16 protein-coding genes and 1 pseudogene are annotated in these 17,374 nt (G+C 67.7%); 6 read left to right on the top strand and 11 right to left on the bottom strand.

From position 1 onward, the window contains the following. Positions 1–18 precede the first annotated feature (18 nt). Together ACQPWU_RS27845 and ACQPWU_RS27840 are read right to left on the bottom strand one after the other, a co-directional pair. Positions 19–1,572 (bottom strand): hypothetical protein, encoded by a 1,554-nt coding sequence (locus ACQPWU_RS27845; protein ID WP_433444667.1) that lies wholly within the window; start codon positions 1,570–1,572, stop codon positions 19–21. 106 nt (positions 1,573–1,678) lie between these two features. After that, complete coding sequence (locus ACQPWU_RS27840; RefSeq protein ID WP_433444666.1) at positions 1,679–2,266, bottom strand: hypothetical protein; 588 nt, start codon at positions 2,264–2,266, stop codon at positions 1,679–1,681. Positions 2,267–2,657: 391 nt separating this feature from the next. Between ACQPWU_RS27840 and ACQPWU_RS27835 the strand changes: the two genes are divergently transcribed. Further along, entirely contained in the window at positions 2,658–3,731 is a 1,074-nt protein-coding gene (locus ACQPWU_RS27835; RefSeq protein ID WP_433444665.1) for a hypothetical protein, read from the top strand. 99 nt (positions 3,732–3,830) lie between these two features. On the opposite strand, the gene ACQPWU_RS27830 is transcribed toward ACQPWU_RS27835, so the two are convergent. Beyond that, entirely contained in the window at positions 3,831–4,319 is a 489-nt protein-coding gene (locus ACQPWU_RS27830; protein WP_433444664.1) for a DUF5946 family protein, read from the bottom strand. Between the two features lie 121 nt (positions 4,320–4,440). Here ACQPWU_RS27830 and ACQPWU_RS27825 point away from each other — a divergent pair, with 121 nt between their 5' ends. Next, positions 4,441–4,989, top strand: a complete 549-nt coding sequence (locus ACQPWU_RS27825; protein ID WP_433444663.1) for a hypothetical protein — start codon at positions 4,441–4,443, stop codon at positions 4,987–4,989. On the opposite strand, the gene ACQPWU_RS27820 is transcribed toward ACQPWU_RS27825, so the two are convergent. Together ACQPWU_RS27820 and ACQPWU_RS27815 are read right to left on the bottom strand one after the other, a co-directional pair. Then, positions 4,935–5,474, bottom strand: coding sequence for a hypothetical protein (locus tag ACQPWU_RS27820; RefSeq protein WP_433444662.1), 540 nt, complete (start codon positions 5,472–5,474; stop codon positions 4,935–4,937). The two genes, ACQPWU_RS27825 and ACQPWU_RS27820, sit on opposite strands and share 55 nt — an antisense overlap. 73 nt (positions 5,475–5,547) lie before the next feature. Next, positions 5,548–6,390 (bottom strand): DUF6597 domain-containing transcriptional factor, encoded by an 843-nt coding sequence (locus ACQPWU_RS27815; protein WP_433444661.1) that lies wholly within the window; start codon positions 6,388–6,390, stop codon positions 5,548–5,550. Between the two features lie 430 nt (positions 6,391–6,820). On the opposite strand from ACQPWU_RS27815, the pseudogene ACQPWU_RS27810 reads away from it, so the two are divergent. The 3 genes and pseudogenes from ACQPWU_RS27810 to ACQPWU_RS27800 all read left to right on the top strand — a co-directional run bounded on the left by ACQPWU_RS27810 (position 6,821) and on the right by ACQPWU_RS27800 (position 9,601). Continuing rightward, positions 6,821–7,236, top strand: a pseudogene (locus ACQPWU_RS27810) (YciI family protein). Continuing rightward, positions 7,236–8,462 (top strand): RNA polymerase sigma factor, encoded by a 1,227-nt coding sequence (locus tag ACQPWU_RS27805; protein WP_433444660.1) that lies wholly within the window; start codon positions 7,236–7,238, stop codon positions 8,460–8,462. The pseudogene ACQPWU_RS27810 and the gene ACQPWU_RS27805 overlap by 1 nt, the downstream one beginning before the upstream one ends. Positions 8,463–8,647: 185 nt before the next feature. Further along, on the top strand, positions 8,648–9,601 hold the full coding sequence (locus tag ACQPWU_RS27800) for a DUF7710 domain-containing protein (RefSeq protein WP_433444659.1): 954 nt from the start codon (positions 8,648–8,650) through the stop codon (positions 9,599–9,601). A 92-nt stretch (positions 9,602–9,693) separates the two neighbouring features. Here ACQPWU_RS27800 and ACQPWU_RS27795 read toward each other — a convergent pair whose 3' ends face one another. The 6 genes from ACQPWU_RS27795 to ACQPWU_RS27770 form a co-directional block, all read right to left on the bottom strand. Beyond that, positions 9,694–9,852 (bottom strand): hypothetical protein, encoded by a 159-nt coding sequence (locus ACQPWU_RS27795; RefSeq protein ID WP_433444658.1) that lies wholly within the window; start codon positions 9,850–9,852, stop codon positions 9,694–9,696. A 299-nt stretch (positions 9,853–10,151) separates the two neighbouring features. Then, on the bottom strand, positions 10,152–10,925 hold the full coding sequence (locus ACQPWU_RS27790; RefSeq protein ID WP_433444657.1) for an alpha/beta hydrolase: 774 nt from the start codon (positions 10,923–10,925) through the stop codon (positions 10,152–10,154). Positions 10,926–11,393: 468 nt separating this feature from the next. Further along, entirely contained in the window at positions 11,394–12,008 is a 615-nt protein-coding gene (locus ACQPWU_RS27785; RefSeq protein ID WP_433444656.1) for a dihydrofolate reductase family protein, read from the bottom strand. A gap of 224 nt (positions 12,009–12,232) precedes the next feature. Further along, the gene (locus tag ACQPWU_RS27780; RefSeq protein WP_433444655.1) at positions 12,233–13,426 is read right to left on the bottom strand and encodes a hypothetical protein; all 1,194 of its coding nucleotides are present in this window, start codon (positions 13,424–13,426) and stop codon (positions 12,233–12,235) included. 210 nt (positions 13,427–13,636) lie between these two features. Continuing rightward, on the bottom strand, positions 13,637–14,056 hold the full coding sequence (locus ACQPWU_RS27775; RefSeq protein WP_433444654.1) for a hypothetical protein: 420 nt from the start codon (positions 14,054–14,056) through the stop codon (positions 13,637–13,639). Between the two features lie 654 nt (positions 14,057–14,710). Beyond that, entirely contained in the window at positions 14,711–15,058 is a 348-nt protein-coding gene (locus tag ACQPWU_RS27770; protein ID WP_433444653.1) for a hypothetical protein, read from the bottom strand. Between the two features lie 375 nt (positions 15,059–15,433). On the opposite strand from ACQPWU_RS27770, the gene ACQPWU_RS27765 reads away from it, so the two are divergent. Next, entirely contained in the window at positions 15,434–17,281 is a 1,848-nt protein-coding gene (locus ACQPWU_RS27765; RefSeq protein WP_433444652.1) for a recombinase family protein, read from the top strand. The last annotated feature ends 93 nt before the right edge of the window (positions 17,282–17,374 follow it).

Here is a 17,374-nt window from a genome sequence, read left to right as displayed (position 1 = left end):
GGGCGACAAGAGTACCGGTTAGATGAGCACCAGCCGCGGGCCGATCAGCTCGCCCTGGTGCGGCTGGGGGTGTGCCTGGTCGTGGTAATAGTGGCCGGCGTACCAGACGACGACGTTGGTGCCGTTCAGGCTCTCGCCGTTGAGGAAGCGGTTGATGGCGGCGCGGTCGCGCGGGCCGGGGTTGCCGTCGTCGAGCTCGCGCGGGTGATGGCGCAGGAACCACAGGTCGGAGACGCCGTAGGCGTCGGCGGTGCCGTCGAGGGGTCCGGGGTGGATCTGGTAGCCGCGGCCGGAGGCCTTGTCGCGTACCTGCCAGTAGAGGGCGGGGTGGCGGCGTTTGCGGCTGGTCTCGCGGATGATCGGCACGGGTTCGGGGATGATGGAGCCGGTGTCGTCGATCTGTTCGATGACGTCGTTGCCGGCCCCGTCGATGTCGAAGTCGAGCCGCCAGTAGGCGTGGTGGCGGTGCACCAGGCAGGTCATGGGGTTGGCGGTGGCCGCGAACCCGAAGCGCGGGCTGATGTCGCCGTTGTCGCCCAGGCGCCAGTCGCTGGCGTAGCGGTACCAGCCGGCGGCCAGCTCGCTGACGATCCGCAGCTCCTGGCCGTCGTGGTGGAAGGCCACGCCCTGGAAGTTGCCGGCGTCGGTGGAGGGGCGTTCCAGGATGGTACGGGGCGGGTGTTCGCACAACCGCCAGCCCCAGCCGACCGGGTCGGTGCCGACGGCGTTGAAGCGGGTTTCGAAACTGGCATCGTCGCGGAAGGTAGTGCCTTCCTCGTATTCGACGTTGAGGACGGGTACGTGGGCCTGGCGCAGCACGAGCCTGCCGCGGTAGCGGACCTCGCGCAGTTCGACGCCGCCGCCCACGCCCGGGTTCTGCGGTGCCGAGGCGCGCGGCCGTACGACCAGCAGGTTCCACAGTTCGGTGGCGCCGCGGTGGACCCGTACCCGCACCTGGTCGGGGCCGCCGTGGTCGGTCAGCGCGTCGACGCCTTCGGGGACGCTGTGCTCGCAGTCGGCGTGCATGCGCACGTTGACGCCGGCCGGTGTCCAGTCGACGGCGCGGCCGGCGAGGTCGACGGCGACGATGCGGTGGCGCAGCCCGGTGGGCTCGCCCGGCGTGTACATCCCGAGGGTGGGGCGGCGCACGGTGGTGCCGTCGGGGTTTTCCAGGTCGGCCAGCGGCGGCATGGGCCGGTAGACGACCACGTCTTCCCCGGTGGGGAAGCGGGGGTCGGCGCGCAGGATCTCGGCGGCGGCCACCAGCTCCTCGCGGCTGGGCGGCGGCCGGTGGGCGCTGGGCCGCAGCTCGGCGCGTTCGGGCCGGTCGAGGGTGCCGCGCAGCTCGACGGCGCGGTTGCCGACCGGGTCGAACACGGTGGCCTGGAACGGCGCGTTCTCGCCGGGGTCGTGGCCCAGGCCGGGCGCGAAGGCCACGGTGAGCCTGGCCGGGTCGGCGACCTCCAGCGCGGCCAGCGCCTCGGGGTGCTCGGCCACCGCCTGGCGCAGCTGCTGCGCGGTCAGGCCCGCGCGGGGGACGGCTTCGATCGTGACGCGTACCTCGTCGCTCATGTGCTGTCTCCTGGGCGCGGGTGACCGGCAAAAGGCCGCTGTGGCGTTATCGGGGCGGGACGGCACGGCGTTAGCGCCCCGCCGCCGGCGGCGGGGCGCCGGAGACTCACTCGGCGGGTGTGGGCTGCGCGGCCTCAGGCAGGATCTCGAACTGCCGGGCGATGGCGGTGAAGAGGGACTCGTCCTCCTCCGGGATCGCCGATCCGCATCCCAGCACGAACCGCACGTCGTCGTGTACGACGAAGTACTCGCTCACGGCCCAGATCCGTCCCGCGTCGTGTTTGGCGAAGGTGAGCCGCGCGCCGGTGATGCCCGCGACCTCGGCCTCCGTCAGTGCGAACTCGGAGAACCCGGCGGCTTCGAGCGAGTGCCGGGCCATCTCCGCCGCCTCCGTCGCCGTCATCTGCGGGCGGTGGAACGCTGGGCGGAAGACGATGATGCTGTGCCGCCTGTCGGAGCGGTCGCCGTACCGGGCGGTCTCCCACGGGCTGTTCTTCAGGTTGGGCGGCCGCTCGTCCCACCCTTGCGGGACGTGGATGGCGTAGCCGAACTCGGGCTTGACGAAACGCTGCCACTGCACGAAGTGCTCCTTGGCGTCGATGCGCCGAAGGTGGAGGAGGGCAGCAGTGTAGGACTCGCCTGTACGCGCGGCGCGTTCACGTACGCGCCGCTTGAAGTTCTTGTTCGCTGTCATCCTGACCCTCGGCGACCACGGGCTCGTCCTCCGGCGAAGAGCCCGTGAAAGGGCAGATGATCAGCGATCCGAGGATCTGTCCCCTTTGCCTCCACCGAGCAGCCCCGCCGGGAGGGCTGAAGGAGGTTGGGCGGTGGATCAACGCCTGGTTCAGGGTAAGCCGCCCAGATCCGGGATCGCAACCTGAGATCACCAGGAGTGGTCGCCTGGATCCGTACGGTCATACACGCAACCGTGAACCCCTGCAAGTCAGGCATGTCTTGATGCGCAGAGTTACTGATACATCTGGTTCGCCATAGTTGAACCCTTTCCTCGGCATTCTCCTCGCTTCTCCGCTTTGAAGTTCCGAAGATGGAGCAGAAACGATCCCGCCCACACAAGGAGGCCGAGGGTGGCTCTAACCTGGGACGTCATCTTCGCTCAGCTCATCCGCAAAGAACGGCAGGGCTACTGGGGCAACTGGTCGCTGAATCCGGCGATCGTTCCCGGCGCGGTCGGTGTCCTGGACCCGAACACGGGGACCTTCACCTCGGCCGGAGTGGTCATTCCCGGCCTGACGACCACGTCCCGGCCGATCTCCCAGCAGTGGTCGGTCATGTCCGAGCACGTCTCGCGCAAGGAGGTCGATCTCGGCGCCGACGCGACGGTCGTCGATCCGGACACGGGTACGAAGGTGAACGCGGAGCTCACGGTTTCCTGGTCACTGGAGCAGACCGGGTCGATGATCTCGGAGTTCGCGGTGACCTCAGAGGAGCTCATGGACAGGAGCCTGCTCAGGAGCCAGTTGGAATGGCTGGAGTCGATCGCCGAAACGCAGAACATGAGCGCCGGCGACCGGATCAGCCAGGGCTTCGGCGTGGTCACGAGCGTCATCTGGGCCGACAGCGGCGTCAACGTCGCAGCGCAGTCGGAGAACACGACGTTCTCCGTGAGCGGCTCCGTTGGAGCGGTCCACGATCTGCTCGGGCAGGGGTCGGGCAAGGGATCGTACGTGACTACTTCTGCCGACAAGAGCGTCTCCAAGCACATCTGGCCCGAGAGTCCCGGTGCGCCGGCTCCGAGTCCCGTGCCCGTCGCCTACACCTTCGCCTCGTTCGACGGCAAGACGGTGATCGAGAACTGGACGAGCGTCCTGCAGGGCTTCGAGCTGCTGCTGAACAGCGTCCCCGGCTGTACCTATGTCGTGGAGGCGAGGTTCTCCTACGACACGGCCGCGGGCAGGCGCGAGAGCAGGGACGCGGTGATTCCCGCCGGGCTCAGCGCGACCTTCGCGGCGATTCCCATCGACGCCGGCAATCTGGTTCTCGATCTGGCTTTCAAGGGCGTGTTCTCCGACGACCACAAGCACCTCGAGTGGCCCACACCGCTGGGCCAGTGGGCCGGCGGCGTGCGCCAGGTCGACCTCAGAGGCGTCTGGCCGGGCAGTACCTCAGCGCTGGACGTCCAGTCGGGCAAGTCGTACTGAAGGGCGGAGGTCGGACGAGGCCCCGCTGTGTGTCGCCGCCCCGGCTGCGGCGGGCAGCGGGGCCCTGGCCGGAGCCGATGTCGCGGCCGGGCTCGTGCGTCAGCTCTGGAGGGATCTCCAGGACTCCACTGTCGCTTCGGCGATGATTTCGATGCGGCGTCCGTATGCCAGATGCCCATCAGACACGAAGCTGCCATCCCTGAATGGCAGCTCGCAGAACGAAGCGCGGAAGTGCCCGGGAGATCCGCCCGGCGGAAGCGGCGCGTACGCCGCGAATGGCGCCATGTCGTAGCTCGGCTGTGCCCCGTGCTTGTTCCGCGCCACCTGATGAGCCGCCACGCGAAGCAGCGCGTCAAGGCCCTTGTCCACGAGGAGCTGCAGCTGGCGGAACTGGCCGTCGAGGTACTTCTCGTGGGCCATGGAAGGATGCTGCAGGAGGTACGCGCAGACCACAGGCGCGTGCCACCTGTACATCTGAGGATCAGCCTGCTCTTCAGCCAGGATTCCGTGGTAGTAGTCCACGCACATGCCCAGCGGGCCGGCAATCGCACCGCAGTCGCACTGACCCGGCGTGGGGCTGTCTGTCATGGCCCGCAACATAGGTGGCCGGCAGCGGCCTTGTCGACGACTTTTCGGCGCAGTCTCATGTTCTACGCCTGGCGGAAATCCGGCTGCCAGGGAGCCGCGGGCACGCCGAGAATGGATGGTCATGGACATCAAGTTCGTCCGTGCCCGGGGACGCCAGGACTGGGTACATGTCACACGCGACGACGGCAGCGGCCTGAAGTGGCCGTGGGCGAAGGCCGGCGACCAGCCTCCCCATGATCTGATGCACTTCCTCATCGAGGGCCACCTTCCCCTGCGGAACGGATTCTGGGACCTGGTCGCCGACGGCGTCGAGTTCGGTTTCCTCAGTGCCGAGGCCGACCGCATCGCCCGGGGCGTGCCCCCGAAGGGCCTGGCCGGCCGGGACCTGGGCGGGCTGGTCCTCGCCGAGTGCGTCGTCGCCGGCATCAGCACCGCCACCTGGGTCGACGCTGATGACGAGCAGTGCCTGGCGTGGGTGGACCAGCAGTGCCGGCGTCGAAACCTGCCCCGGCCGGACGTGCTCACCGCCAAGACGCTCCTTCCCGTGCGGGCCAGGATCCGGGAGGTCGTCGCGGCATGGCGGCGGCTGCCGCTCGGAGAATCACTGGATGTGACCTACCAGCCGTCGACCGGCCGGCGGCGGCCGGCCTGCACCGAGAGAGTTTCTTGATCTGAGCGCGTGTGGTCCTGCCGGCTCGCCACGTGCAGCCGGCAGGGCCTCGTCCGTACGGATATCCCTTTTCCCGGGCAGACGCATTGTTGACCGGACCTATGCGGAGCATTCCTCGTCCGGCGATCACGCGTCCCGAATAATGCGTGTCGAGAAAAGGGAAATCGTGTACTCGCTCTGCTCCTGGAGTCCCTATGCGCCCGCCGACCAAGAACGTCAAGCAGGGATGGCAGAACGGCCTCAGGCTCGGCGTGGCCGTGACCATCGCCGCCGATCGCCTCCCACATCGACCGGACGTACCCCGCCGATGCGCTTGAGACCTTGAAGGCGCTTCCAACTCCGGAATGGTCGTACTGCTGGTCGCGACCTTCGGTGATCGGGGTGTCCCCGCTGAAGTACCAGTCGTGGAGTGGCCCGATGTCGTCGTTCTCGTCGGCGATGAAGCCGTCCACCGACACCACGTTGTGCATGATCACTGTGCCCACAGGTTCTCCTCAGGTCTCCTTGCGCAGTCGCCTCCGATCTTGTCGTCCCCAGGGGAGACTGGCTTGTAAAAAATCAATCAGCGGGCATCGGGCCGCTGTCCGGCGGGAACCCCCGCTCGGCGGGGAATCGGCGCCGCAGGGCCAGGTATTCCGTCGGGGTGTGGCCGGTGAAGTCCTTGAACTCCCTGCTGAAGTGGGCCTGGTCGAAGTAGCCCGCCGTTTGGGCGAGTTGCGGCCAGTCGACCGGACGCAGGGCGTCTACGGACAGGATCAGGCGCGCGAAGCGGTAGATCCGCGCCACCCGCTTCGGGGTGACCCCGACATGAGACTTGAACTGCGTGGCCAGGTGATTGCCGCTCACCCCGGCGGCATCGGTCAGCGCACCGACCGGGACCGCGCCGTGGGAGGTCTCCAAACGCCCGCCTGCGTGCCGGACCAGATCGAGACCGCGCGACGGTGCCTCGGCAAGCCGCGATCGCAGCTCCTGCTCCAATACCCGCAATGTCTCGGTGGCCGATGCGATGTCGCCGACCTGGTTGCGAATCCGGTCCAAAGACCGTTGCCAGACGGCGTCGACCGGCACCCATCGGTCCCGCAGCTCGGTCGCCGGCATGTCGACGAACGGCGAGATCTCCCAAGGCTTGAAGTGCACCCCGATGAGCCGCACCGGTGTGGGGTACTCGAAGAGGAAACGCCTGGTCCATACACCCATGAACCACCCATCGGTGAGCACTGCCGACGGTACCGAAGGGTCGGAATCCCACAGGCGGGCGGGTCCGCCCAGGTTGACGAACAGGTGTGCCGACGGCATCGGCGGGACGTTCATCCGCCGGTGGCGCGGCACTCCGGTCAGGCAGTAGATGTCGTCGATGAACCGGTCGAGCGGCGGGGCGGGCACCCGGCCGACGTATTCCATGGACTCAGTGTGGCCGACGAGAGTCACTCACCAAACCTTCACCCTTAGTGGTCAGCGCACCAGGTCAAGGCCGGGCGTCCCCAGCAGGTCCGTCAGCTCGTGCAGCTGGTAGTAGCCGGGCAGCCGCCCTACGGCTTCCCGTCGCCCTCTCTTCAGCCCGGTAGCGGAGAGAAATCACTGAGCGCGCCCCGGACGCTTTCCCAGATCTGTGTGAGCGTCGCCGCCTTCCAAAGATGCGACGATAAGGTTTCCGATCAGCAGGGCGTCCGCCTCAGCCATCGCTCAGGGGCCGCTCTGACGGGCGAAACGCGGGTCGGAGGGATCGGCTGCGTCGCGAGAGATTTCTCCGGGGCCGTGTCGATCTGCGGGCCACTCATTCGACGTCAGGGTGCGAGAGCCGAGAGGCGGCCCGCTGGACGAGGAGAACGCGATGGCGAAGTACATGCTGATCATGCGGGGCACCGACGAGTCGAACGCGGCCATGATGGCCGACATCGACGAGATGATGGCTACGACCCGCCAGTTCATCGAGGACCTGTTCAAGGCCGGCGTCTACGTCGCGGCCGAAGGGCTGGACGATCCGGGTCAGGGCGTCGTGGTCGACTTCAGCGGCGAGGTCCCGGTGGTCACGGACGGGCCGTACGGGGAGACCAAGGAACTGTTCGGGGGCTTCTTCCTGCTCGATGTCGCCTCGAAACAGGAGGCGGTCGAGTGGGCCAAGCGGGTCCCGGCGGCCCCCGGGTCCAAGATCGAGGTCCGGCGGGTGCCCGGGAGCGACGAGGTCCCGCAGGTCGGCGAGTGATCGTCAAGGACTGGGCCGGGCCCGAGAGCGACGGCCAGATCTGATGGGTACGGCCGATGTCGAGGCGGTCTGGCGGATCGAGTCGGCGCGGATCGTCGCTGCGCTGACCCGGTTCACCGGCGATTTCGGGCTGGCCGAGGACGCGGCCCAGGAGGCGGTGGCCGAGGCGCTGGTGTCGTGGCCGCTCGCCTCTCCGGCGAATCCGGCCGGCTGGCTGATGGCCACGGCCCGGCGGCGGGCGATCGACGCGATCCGCCGCCGGACCGCCCTCCAGGACCGATATGCCCTGCTGGCGGCCGACCCGGCGGTCGGCTCGGCGGCCGACGAAGAAATCGACCCCGACAGGATCGACGACGACGTCCTGGCGCTGATGTTCGTCAGCTGCCACCCGGTGCTCTCCCCCGAGGCCCGGGTGGCGCTGACGCTGCGCGTGGTCGGCGGCCTGTCCAGCGAGGAGATCGCCCGCGCGTTCCTCGTACCCGTGCCGACCGTGCAGGCCCGCATCACCCGGGGCAAGAAGACGATCGCGGCGGCCGGGGTACCGTTCGAGCTGCCGCCGGCCGGCGAGCGCCGGGAGCGGCTGGGCGGCGTGCTCAGCGTCATCTACGTGATCTTCACCGAGGGGTCGACAGCCACGTCGGGCGACCGGCTGCTGCGCCCCGACGTCGCGTACGAGGCGATCCGGCTGGCCCGCACGCTGGCCGCGCTGCAGCCGGAAGAGCCGGAGGTGCACGGCCTGCTCGCGCTGTGCGAGCTGACGGCCGCGCGCTTCCCGGCCCGGACCGGCCCGGACGGTTCGCCGATCCTGCTCGAGGACCAGGACCGGCGGCGGTGGGACTTCTCGGCGATCCGCCGTGGGCTGGCCGCGCTGACCAAGGCATCGACTCGCGGCCTCGGCCCCTACGGCCTGCAGGCCGCGATCGCCGCCGCCCACGCGTCGGCGCCCTCCGTCGAGGCGACCGACTGGGACCGGATCGTGCTGCTCTACGAGGCGCTCGGCCGGGTCGCGCCCTCGCCGGTGGTCGAGCTCAACCGGGCCGTCGCCGTGGCCATGGCCTCGGGCCCGGCGCAAGCCCTGGCCATCGTGGACGAGCTGATCGCCTCGGACCGGCTCCCCGGTTCGCATTTGGTTCCGACCGTACGCGGCGAGCTGCTGGCCCGGCTCGGACGGCGACCGGAGGCGCGCGCCGAGCTGGAGCTGGCGGCCCGGCTGTGCGCCAACCAGCGCGAACGCTCAGTACTGCTGCGCAAGGCGGCCGAGCTGGGCTGACGGTTTTCAGCATCGGATCTTCCAGAAGTGGTGCAAGACGTCGATCGGCAAAAATGTCCATACCTCAACAGTCGGGCGGGCAGCCCGGACATCCGCCGCCATTTGCAGCATGAGGGACGTCGGCTGGCGACTTGGCTACGGATGAGCCGATACCTCGGATCGCGTTTGTGTCATGATCGGATGCGATGAGCAGTGGTGAGGACTCCGATCCCTTACTGGGTGAGGCACGCCGGCGCCACCTGAATCAGGTGAACAGTGTGCTTCGTCGCCCTGGCATGTACGGCAGGGATGAGGCGGCGGAACGGCTTCTGCTGGAGGCGATGGCCGCCGTGGACGGGAGCCTGACGCGGTGGTGGGCGGAGTGCGATCGACTACGCGAACGCGACGCATTCGCCGCGACGGGCGTCATGGGCGCCTACAGCGATATTCTTCCCGCCAACGCCTTGCGTGATGCCACGGCCTCCGTCTACGCCGGGATCGCTCATCGTCTCGGCTGGCTGGAACTGGATCGGGTGCTGTCGGGGGCGGAGTTTCAGCAGTTGAGTGCCGACATCGGCGGGTGGGTGACGCAGGACCGCACGCTGTCCGAGGTCATTGAGACGTTCGGGCCCCCGTCGCTGTGGATCGGCGGAACCAACCCGTTCTACTCCAAGACCCTTGCCTACATCACCGCCAATCGCGACGACGACTTGATTTGCCTTCACCTGTGGAATGCCTTCGCGAACACCGCACCCGAGACCGGTTTGCGGGGCGCCCACCCCGAACCGGTGGTGCTCGCCGTACGTCATCGGCCAGGCCCTTTTTCCGGCGCGTTCTCGTTCACGCCCGAGGGCCTGCACCGCAGGCCCGGCGCCGGCCGGCGCAGTCCGCTCAGGCCAGCCGTCTGGATCTTCCACGGTGACCACGCCCGACAGGCCTCCGGCGTGTTCGACACGCTGGACGCCGGACTCGCCTGGGCAGCCGAGCACCAGGTGACCGGGATCCTGGCCGAGTACCCTCACGGCGGCGCCTACGACGTCGCAGTCAGCGAAGGCCGCTTCACACCCTCGAAAGCGCACCATGGCACCGCCGATCACGTCGCCACCTTCAGCCCGGGGTTACGTCATATCCACCTGACCGGCGGCCGTCCAGACCAATAGACGTCCGCTCATGCCGCTGATCGGTTGCATCGCCGCGTACGCCCTGCGTTTTCCTCGAGCCTCGTGTTCCAGATCGATGCTCAGGCTTGTGATCAGTGGTCGAACGCTTCGTCGCTCCACCGCCACCACGCCTCACCGTTGTCGATGCACAGGAGGAACTCGGGAATCTCACCACCGTCCGGGTACTTGAGGGTCACGGCTGCCCGGACTTTCTCGTACGCGGCCTCCCATTCCTCGACGTGGTTGTCCACGTCATCGGGCAGGCGGAATCCCTCGCTTGGTCATGGGGTCGATCATGGCGTGACGTTACCCGGGCCATGCTCATTTCGCGTGCGGTCTCGGCTGCATGGCGTGCGGCGCGGTCCGCTTGCGCCAAGCCTTCAGGACGGACTCGGCGAGCGTGGCGGATACGCCCGCCGATGTGTCCACCTCCAAGTCGTAGAGGCCGAAGGTGTGGATCAGGTCCTCTTCGACTCGGCTCCGGCGAAAGACGAGGTGCGACAGCGGTATCGGCGTCCGGCTGCGGAGCCGGACGCCGATACCGGTCAGGTCAGGCCGCTGACGTGCCGGCCCGGCCGAGATGCCGGGCCAGGAACTCGTTGTCGACCCCGACCCAGCGCATGGCGCGGTGGGTGCCGGGGTTGGCGAGCAACGTCTTGTCCTTCGAGGCGAAGGTGTCGAACAGCGCGAGAACGGATTGGCGGTCGACGTACTCCTCGTCCAACGGGAGCAGGAACTGGATCGGGACGGTGATGCGTTTCGCCGCCTCGATCAGCGCCTGGTGCACGAAGAACCCGCCACCGAAGATGGCGGCGGTGATCCTGGGTTCGACCGCCGTCAGCGCGATTCCGATCGCGGTGCCCAACGACATGCCGCCGCCGTAGCCGATCGGCGCCTCGGTGCCGATCTCGGGCAGTCTCTGCAGGGCGTCCAGGGTCGCCTGCCATTCCGGGACGGCACGCTCCGCCAGTGACGTGACATAGCGGACGCTGACCGACTCGAAGCGCTCGATGTCGCCTGCCGCCAGAGCCTGCTGGAGGTCGGCGCGGGCCTGCTCGTCTTCGGCCGTGCGCGGGCGGTCGCCGTGTCCGGGCGCGTCGATGGCGACCACGGTGAAACCCCAGGTGGTCACGGTGTCGTGGGCGCGGGCCAGGAGGCCCGGTGTCTTCTTGTGCAGGCCGCCGCCGTGACCCATCAGCACCAGGGGGGCGTGATCGGGGCCGGATACGGGCGACCAGAGCACGCCGGGGACCTCGCCCACGGTGAAGTCGCGTTCGAGGACACCGTTCGACGATGTGTCCGTGGTGAAACGCACAGAATGCATAGGTTTGTTGCCTTTCGGGAGTGCCTTGTTGTTGCGGCGCTCCCGGCGATACCTACGTCAATCGCCGACCGTGAAGACGAGGGGGAGCACCCACGTGCGTACAGCGTTCATGGGTCTCACCTCCTTGCGCGGTGTCACGGCTCCGGGAACGTTACCAACCCGAACGCGGCCCGCCAAACTTTCCTGTCGACCAACGTGGCGGGCCGCCACTGCACTCATCTGCCGCGACCGCGTGGTCGCCGGACTCGGACCGAGCGCACGGCAAGCGGCATGACAGTGCACGGAACCGGTTGTCCTTGCTCCGCCCGAATGGCAGCTACCGGTCGACCTCATACAGACTCGGCTCCCGCAATCGCCGGTAGGTGAGGTGCTTGTCCGCAGATCGCGCCCACGTGGGGCGCTATCGGACGATCACATCGCCGACCGGCGGATGTGGCGCCGTTGCGGCGATCCTCCCCGAGAAGGCGGCTATTCCCCGCCGGGCACCTGGTCCTTGACCTCGTCGTAGCCGACCTTGGTGGGTGCCTCGGCCGGCGAGTAGATCACGCGGATCACGCCCGTCGGAAACGCCTCCGTCGCCGTCATCCTCAGGTGGTACGGCGCGTCGCCGTCGTCGAACAGCCTGCGGCCCTTACGCGCCGCCACCGGGTGGACCAGCAGGCGCAGCTCGTCGACCAGCCCCGCGGCGAGCAGCTGCTGCACCACGGAGATTGAGCCGGGGATGAGGATGCCTCTAATGCCGGCATCGGCCTTGAGCGAGGTGACGGCATCGAGGAGATCGCCCGTGATCAGCTCGGAGTTGCGCCAGGAGAACTCCAGCGGCTGGCGCGAGACGACCACCTTGCGCACGTCCCCCAGTTGCTTGGCGAACGGTGCGTCGTCTCCACCCGCCGCCTCACGGCCGGGCCACGCTCCGGCGAAGCTGTCGTAGGTCTCGCGACCGATCAGCAGCACGTCAGCGGTGTCATAGTCCTCGCCGACGGCACGGCCCATGTTCTCGTCGAAGTACGGGAAGTGCCAATCGGGATCGATCTCGGCCACACCGTCGGCCGAGATGAACAGCGTAGAGATGACCTTTGCCATCGCGGTGATCCCTTCGAGTCGGGTGGTGTCGGTAGACAGACCGGCGCAGCATCCCAAACTCATCGGCCGGCCACAAATCCGTCCCGACGGAGAGTCGCCATTCCGAGCACGTCGTGATGCATCGGAACAGACCGCAGCGTGGTACGTAACAACCACTTCGGCAAACCGTACGGACGTGCGCGCACATCGGCACGAGCGGGCCCTGAAACTCCCAGCCTCTGCTCCTACCAGCAGCGGACAGGATTGGCGTGCAGATCGCTCTCGCCGCAGGGCCACACGCCGGTGTCCAGCGGAGCCAGATCGGTGTCGGCGATGACGAGGCTGCCATCGCCCTTGGCCCAGTCTGTGGTGAGGACGAAGAACAGCCGTCCGCCCTCCAACAGCAGCATCCGGTCGACGCCTTCCCCTTCTCCCTCGCACAAGACGTGGACGGAAAGGTCAGCATCGATGATGTGGAGCTTGCCGTCGCGCCAGAACGCGGCCCGGCCGTCGCCGCTCAGCACCGGGCCGACGGTGTAGTGGCCGGGTAGGTACGGGCCATCGGTCATGCTGCCGTCTCGATGCAGCCGCCGGACCCTCCGGGCCGAGGACAGGTCATTGTCCATTTCGACGACGCGGATCCTGCCCCGGCTGCTGACCAGCAGGCCACCGTGGCTGGGCCACTCGGCCACCGTCGCGCCGTCCCGGTCGTACAACCGTGTCGAGAACGCGCCATACCCCTGGCTGCCGACCAGGAAACCGCCCGGCCCGGCGATCGCCCGTTCCCCTGTCGGGTGCGGCGGCGTCACCCAGACCAGGTCCCCGGTCGCCAGGTCGAGGCAGAAGCCCATGCCGATACCGCTGGACCACTCGGTGTAGGTGGCCAGTACCCGGTCCGCCGAAACGAGCAGCCCGGCTCGGCGCTCTGGAGCCAGATCCCGCGGCCGCCACGGCGGCATGGGTTCGGCACGCCAGCCGTTCGCCGCGCTCATCTCGACGACGCCCTCATGAGACAGATGCACATCGGGCAACTCGGCCGACCAGCGTCTCGCGCCCGATCCATCGGTGCGCTCGACGCGCACGCTGCGGTACGGGTTGCTCCGCCACGCCACGACGAACCCATCGGGCAGAACGACGAACGTCCCGATCCGCTCATCAGGCGCACGCGAGAGATCCACCCGCCGACCCGGCGCACCCTGTACCGTCGTCTCCACGAGCGCGGCGTCGTCGGCCAGCCAGACACCACCGTCCGGCGCGACGCGCATCTGGCCGCTCAGCGCGCCAACGGACCGGCTCCAGCGTAACCGGCCGTCCAGGTCGACCGCACGCAGGACGGATCCCGACGTCGTACCGCATACAACGTAGACCGGCCCTGTCGCGCCGGCGCAGGCCAGCGGCCCGTACCACCCCGGCTGTCCCACTCGTTCGATTCTCGTCACGAACCGTGATCATCCTGGTACCGGTCCCCATCCACAACCCCGACCGAACCGTCAGAGAACAGCGGAACGTGTACGTGCCGGAACGTCCGCTCATCGGCAAAACGGCAGCTCGTCACCGCCTGGCCCGTGCAGCAGCGGGCGCCGAATACGTGGCGCTGCTGGCCCACGACGGACAAGCCAAGGCGCAGCCGCTCTTAGCTTGCCGCCACCTCACCTTCCGAGGCAGGCGGCGTGTGCTCCCTGGAGTGCGGGCGCGCGGTCGACCATGGAGGTGAGCGCCTCGGGCTTCATGACGGTAGCCGCGTTGACGAGCTGCCAGGCAACGTCCGCCCACTCGCCCTTGACGTCCTGAACGTCGAGGGCGGCGGCTTCGAGTGCGGCCTGGTGCTTGGTCTGCCATTCGCTCGAGGCGGTGGGGCCTGCGTCTGCCCACTCGGTGTCGAGGTGGCCCTGCCGTGCATGCTGAGCTTGGGCATCAGCGTCGTCGTAGGCAGCCAGGAACGTCCGGCATGCCTCGGTGATGGCGTTCGGCACGCCAGAGAGCGTGAGCATTCCTGCGGCGTAGAGGATGCCGAGGACGAGCGCAGCCGTGACGAGCACAGTGGCCGCGGCTGTGAGCGCGAGCTTCATTCTCAGGTCTCCATCGGTCTGTGCGCTACTCTTCGGCGCGGCGATAATACGTCGTGTCACGCTCTTCCCAGATCGCCGCCGAGCTCGTGGGTGTTACCTCATCGCGGACGCGCGAGCCGCGTGTAGTGGACGTCGGCGCAGGTGTTCGGTCGGCTCGTGCGTCACCGGCACCTCTCACACGGTCTTGCTGTCGTCCGACTGAGTGACGACCTCGAGGCGGCGGGTCTCGGGTGCTCTCGTCTCCCGCAAAGATCAGCTGGGTGCCGGCGGCGAGTTCCTCGGCGGTGGGCGCGTCCGTGGTCCGTAGGTGAGCCACGAAAGTCACGCGGATCTCGAGCGTCACCATAGCTCGCCGGCCTCTTCGATGACCTCTCGGCTGGTGCCGCCGATCTTCGCGGCGACCCGAAGGCGGAGGCCCAGGACCCTGCTGTGCACCCATGCGCGGGCTCGCTGCCGCCAGGGGGCGGAGGTGGCGCCGGGCGCGTGTCCGGGATCAGCCCGTACTCCTTGGCCAACTCCTCGGGGATCGGACCAGCAGATCCCCTTACTCGCCAGTCTCGCGCATCGGCTGGTTCCGGAAGGCCGTCGGTTCGTCGCTGCAATGATCAGGGCCCCGCCATCTTGAGAGTGTGGGGCCTGATCGCTGCCCTCCTGCTATGCGGGCCTGCAGTATTTTGCGAAGCCGTCCTCGAATCCTCTGCCGTAGGACAGTTGGAAGGCTTCCTTGTAGCCGACCCCGTAGGCGTCCTCGCTGGCCGTTACGGTAGGCCCGAACGGTTCCTGAACGCAGTAGTTCAGGGCTCGCGATTCTCCCTGCGAGTACCCTTCCGTGCGCCCTCTGTCGTAGCCCTTCTGGTACGGGGTGGGGTCTGACGCAGCTGTCGTCACGGTCGCTTGGGCGTCCGAGGTCGGAACGGGCGAGGCTTGCGCGCCTGCAGGCCAGAGCGCGAAGGCGGCGTAGAGCGCGGCTCCGAGGATGATGGAGTTCCGTTTGATCTGCATGGTTGTCTCCTCTTCTCGGGGATCAGAGACATTTGCGGTGACCGCTTGAGGCCATGGGGCGGCCCCTGGTCGTTACACCCTCATCGTTACCTCCACCCCCGTCGCCGTGCCGTGACGCTGACGTGATGTCGGCGATCAAGCCGCGCGATTACTCGCAATCCCGGCCTTCCAGGCATGTGAGTGGGAGAGTTCTCGAGAGCGCGACCGCCCCGGCATCGCGTGGGGAGTCCGTGGCCGCCGGGCTGTTGCTCTAATCTGGGCGCAGAACGGCAGGGGAGTGAGAGTTTCCGTGGCGCATGGTCCAGACGGTTCAGTCGCTGTAGCCTTAGAAGCCGTCCTTGAACGCATCACTCGGAATCATGAAACGAGTGAACTATGGGGGCGTTAGCGCCATCCGCCCTGGTCAACGAGCAGAAGCTCCTTCCGGCCATCGGCTACGTCAGGGTGTCCATGATGCTGGGGGAGAAGATCTCACCCGAGATTCAGATGGACGCCATCCGCGCATGCGCCGCCCGCAAGGGCTACTACATCCCGGACGGGGAGTGGCCCCGGGGCGGCTGGATCATCGAGCTGGACGTCACCGGCCGGAACTTCAACCGCGACATCAAGATCGCCGTCGAGGCCATCGAGCACGGCAAGGCGTACGCCATCATCGTCTGGGAGTTCTCCCGATTCGGCCGAGACCGCGAAGGCAACCCGATCCACCTGGGCCGGATCGAACGGGCTGGCGGCGAACTGCTGTCCGCGACCGAGGAGGTCGACGCGCGCACCCCGTCCGGCAGGCTTGCCCGGGGTATCCACTTCGAGTTCGCGGCCTACTACTCGGATCTCGTCGGTGCGCGGTGGGGGGAGGCGTTCCAGAACCGGCTCAAACGCGGCCTCCCGCCTCTCGGCGGCAACTACTTCGGGTACATGCGCCGGGGCCGGCAGCCCCACCCGCTGTTCCACGACCGGACGCTCCCCAACCCCGCGGATGGCCCTGAACGCTACGAGCCGGACATCGCAACGGGCATGGCGCAGGTCCTCGCCGACAGCTACGAGTGGTGGCTAAAGGAGCGCAGCTTCTACAAGGGGGCGGTACGGCTCAACTGTCAGGGCATCCGGACACCCGGGGGAGCCGAATGGGGGGAGAGCGAGTTCGGGTGGATGCTCGACCGTGGCTTCGGCGCCGGGTTCATCAGCGTTCATGATCCGGAATGCAGATGCGGGAAAGCGTCGGCATGCAGGCAGAGGGTGCTGTTCCCGGGCGCGCATCAGCCGGTGATCACGCAGGAGACGTGGGAGGCGTACGGCGAAGCCCGCCAAGAGATGAAGGCCCAGCCGCGAAAGGACCGCACACCCCTGCACCCGTTTTCCGGATTCATCACCTGCGGTCATTGTGGCGGGGGCATGCACATGACCACGAAAGGCGGTCTGCCGGGCTACCTCTGTGGGGCGAGGATCCGGCAAGGAGCGAAAACAAACGGGGTGAAATGCACGAGCGTGTTCGTCCAACGATCGTTGGTGCAGGATGCCGTGTTGGAGGTCCTCAAGGACTGGTCAGACGCCATCGAGAGCGCCGCCGCGAACGCACACGTGGCTCCACAAGCCCCCGTTGAGCCTGAATCAGTGCGGCTGGAACGCGATCTCGCACGAGTAGACGCCGATCTGGCCAGGCAGACCGATCTCCTGTCACGCGGCATCATCTTCGAGAAGGATTACGTGCCAGCACGAGATCGGCTCTACGCCGAGCGTGACGCGATCATGCGGCGGCTCGAGGACCTGCTTGAGGGCCTGCAGGAGCCGGAAGAGACGCAGCTCGATGCCCGCGACGCCGCCCCCGTGATCGAAGGACTCATCCAAGAATGGGACATCCTGCCGGTAGAAGACCGCAGACGGCTGCTCATGACGGTCGTTGAGCGGATCGAGGTTTGGCGGGAGCGTCTCGCTCCAGCGCGGATCGTGGTCGTGCCGCGCTGGGCGGACGGCGCACCGATCGTGCATGAGCTGCCCGGCCGGCACCGGATGGAAGCCGTGCGTGGCGCGATCGTCAACGTGCTTGCAGATTCGCCAGCGGGAGAGCGGTACGGAGTGCTCCTTGAGGCTGTCAACGCCGTGCAGCCGTCGTCCAGAGGATTGTTCACGCGGGCGGTGAAAACGCTGACGGAGGAGGGCGTTCTCATTCGTGAGGTGCTGCGCGGGCAGCAGGGCACGGTGTATCGCTTGCTGCAGCGCTCCCGCTAGCGCTTTCGTCAGCGGGTTTCAGCTCTCTGCTGGTCGCTGACAGCTTTCATCATGGTTCGGAGGTCATGGGGTGCGGTGGGTAGTTCGTGCGCT

The organism is Nonomuraea sp. CA-141351 (genome assembly GCF_050944675.1).
Lineage (GTDB): Bacteria > Actinomycetota > Actinomycetes > Streptosporangiales > Streptosporangiaceae > Nonomuraea.
The sequence above is the reverse complement of the archived record's forward strand: the minus strand, read 5'-3'. Positions and strand labels throughout refer to the sequence as shown.

Coding starts and splice junctions, on each gene's coding strand:
- ACQPWU_RS27845 (WP_433444667.1), bottom strand. CDS start 1,572: ATGAGCGACGAGGTACGCGTCACGATCGAAGCCGTCCCCCGCGCGGGC.
- ACQPWU_RS27840 (WP_433444666.1), bottom strand. CDS start 2,266: ATGACAGCGAACAAGAACTTCAAGCGGCGCGTACGTGAACGCGCCGCG.
- ACQPWU_RS27830 (WP_433444664.1), bottom strand. CDS start 4,319: ATGACAGACAGCCCCACGCCGGGTCAGTGCGACTGCGGTGCGATTGCC.
- ACQPWU_RS27825 (WP_433444663.1), top strand. CDS start 4,441: ATGGACATCAAGTTCGTCCGTGCCCGGGGACGCCAGGACTGGGTACAT.
- ACQPWU_RS27815 (WP_433444661.1), bottom strand. CDS start 6,390: ATGGAATACGTCGGCCGGGTGCCCGCCCCGCCGCTCGACCGGTTCATC.
- ACQPWU_RS27805 (WP_433444660.1), top strand. CDS start 7,236: ATGGGTACGGCCGATGTCGAGGCGGTCTGGCGGATCGAGTCGGCGCGG.
- ACQPWU_RS27800 (WP_433444659.1), top strand. CDS start 8,648: ATGAGCAGTGGTGAGGACTCCGATCCCTTACTGGGTGAGGCACGCCGG.
- ACQPWU_RS27790 (WP_433444657.1), bottom strand. CDS start 10,925: ATGCATTCTGTGCGTTTCACCACGGACACATCGTCGAACGGTGTCCTC.
- ACQPWU_RS27785 (WP_433444656.1), bottom strand. CDS start 12,008: ATGGCAAAGGTCATCTCTACGCTGTTCATCTCGGCCGACGGTGTGGCC.
- ACQPWU_RS27775 (WP_433444654.1), bottom strand. CDS start 14,056: ATGAAGCTCGCGCTCACAGCCGCGGCCACTGTGCTCGTCACGGCTGCG.
- ACQPWU_RS27770 (WP_433444653.1), bottom strand. CDS start 15,058: ATGCAGATCAAACGGAACTCCATCATCCTCGGAGCCGCGCTCTACGCC.
- ACQPWU_RS27765 (WP_433444652.1), top strand. CDS start 15,434: ATGGGGGCGTTAGCGCCATCCGCCCTGGTCAACGAGCAGAAGCTCCTT.